This window comes from Alcanivorax sp. HI0044, from assembly GCF_001634945.1.
In genome coordinates this window covers 1-1,064 of sequence record NZ_LWEZ01000149.1, presented here as the reverse complement: position 1 = coordinate 1,064, position 1,064 = coordinate 1, and the positions used below count along the sequence as shown (strand labels likewise).

The following is a 1,064-nucleotide window of genomic DNA, read 5'->3' as shown; positions in this document are numbered from 1 at the left end:
ACAAGCTGCGCCAGTTTCAGGAGCTGGGGCATGAAGTGATCTTCCTGGTTGGCGATTTCACCGGGATGATCGGTGACCCCACGGGCAAGAGCGCCACCCGCCCGCCGCTGAGTCGAGAAGATGTGCTGCGCAACGCGGAGACCTACAAAGAGCAGGTCTTCAAGATTCTCGACGAGAGCAAAACCCGGGTCGCCTTCAACTCCAGCTGGATGAACGAGGTTGGCGCGGCCGGCATGATCAAGCTGGCAGGCCAGTACACGGTGGCGCGGATGCTGGAGCGTGATGATTTCGACAAGCGTTACAAGGGTAATCAGCCCATAGCCATCCACGAATTCCTCTACCCGCTGGTGCAGGGTTACGACTCCGTGGCCCTGGAGGCGGATGTGGAGCTGGGCGGGACCGATCAGAAGTTCAACCTGCTGATGGGGCGTACGCTGCAAAAGTCTTATGGCCAAGCGCCACAGATCTGCCTGACCATGCCGATTCTGGAAGGACTGGACGGCGTGCAGAAGATGTCCAAATCGTTGGGCAACTATGTGGGGGTCAACGATGCGCCGGGGGAAATGTACCGCAAGCTGCTCTCGCTTCCCGACAGTCTCACCTGGCGCTATTATGAACTGCTCAGTGCCTGCTCCAATGAGCGCATTGAGGAATTGAAGGCCGAGGCGGAGACTCTGGGCTCGCCCCAGGAGGCCAAAAAAGCCTTTGCGCTGGAGATGGTCGAGCGGTTCCATGGGGCCGAGGCGGCCCAGGCGGCGCCCAAATCGGCAGGCAACCAGATTGCGCTGGGCGATATCCCTGATAATGTGCCGGAAGTTGAGGTGGATCTGGGGGATCAGGACAGCATCCATATCCTGCCGTTGCTACGGGAAGCAGGCCTTGTGCAGAACGGCAAGGCGGCCAAGGACGTATTCGGGCGGGGCGCGGTGTACCTGGATGGGGCTCAACTCAGTGAGGAGCGCACCTTCTCCCGTGGCGATAGCCACGTGATTCAGGCCGGAAAGAAGAAGATTGCCCGGGTGACGGTCAAATAACAGGCGTTGGCGCCTGTTTTCTCGGCGATT

At 59.8% G+C, this 1,064-nt stretch carries 1 protein-coding gene; it reads left to right on the top strand.

Annotation, left to right across the window (positions count from 1 at the left end; translation table 11 throughout):
- On the top strand, window positions 1-1,034 hold a 1,034-nt coding region (gene tyrS, locus A3730_RS01810), incomplete at its 5' end, for a tyrosine--tRNA ligase (protein ID WP_063537353.1).
- Between the last annotated feature and the right edge of the window lie 30 nt (window positions 1,035-1,064).